This window comes from Bacillus sp. LR--39, from assembly GCF_053613335.1.
Window position 1 is genome coordinate 1 of sequence record NZ_JBSIOT010001669.1, and the last position, 508, is coordinate 508.

A 508-nucleotide genomic window follows, 5' to 3' on the forward strand; every position below is an offset into this window, starting at 1 on the left:
GCAGCTGTAATAATGACAGATCCCATTTTGCTCATTGACCTGACGACACCTTGCTCAATGCCAAGGTGCACCTCTTCCTTAAATCGATCCAGCAAGAAGATCGAATAATCTACCCCTAACGCGATCAAGATGACAAAGTTGAAGAATGGCACTGCCCAGCTGACGCCGGCGTTTCCTAAGCCGTTTACAAAAATTAATTCTGTTATGGATATCGACGTATAGTACGTCAGCAGCAATGACGCGATCATATAAATCGGCATGATCATTGAGCGGAACAAAATGGTTAACACGATAAACAGGCCTATAATCATAATCACCATTGTTCTGGAGAAGTCCGTTGTGGATAGCTCTTTTAAGTCCGCATTCATACTCGTGACCCCGCCGTATACGATCTGTGCATCCTCCAAAGGAGTGCCGTCAACTTCGTTTGCGACCGCTTTTTTAATTTGGTTTATTGTCGCAATAGCTTGTTCTGAGTACGGATTTGAATCCAGAACGACACTTAATT

The 508-nt window shown here is 43.7% G+C and carries 1 protein-coding gene; it reads right to left on the reverse strand.

Going from position 1 to position 508, the window contains the following annotated elements:
- The coding region (locus ACWHAR_RS32420; RefSeq protein WP_452089097.1) for an MMPL family transporter at positions 1-508 on the reverse strand (508 nt) is incomplete at both ends.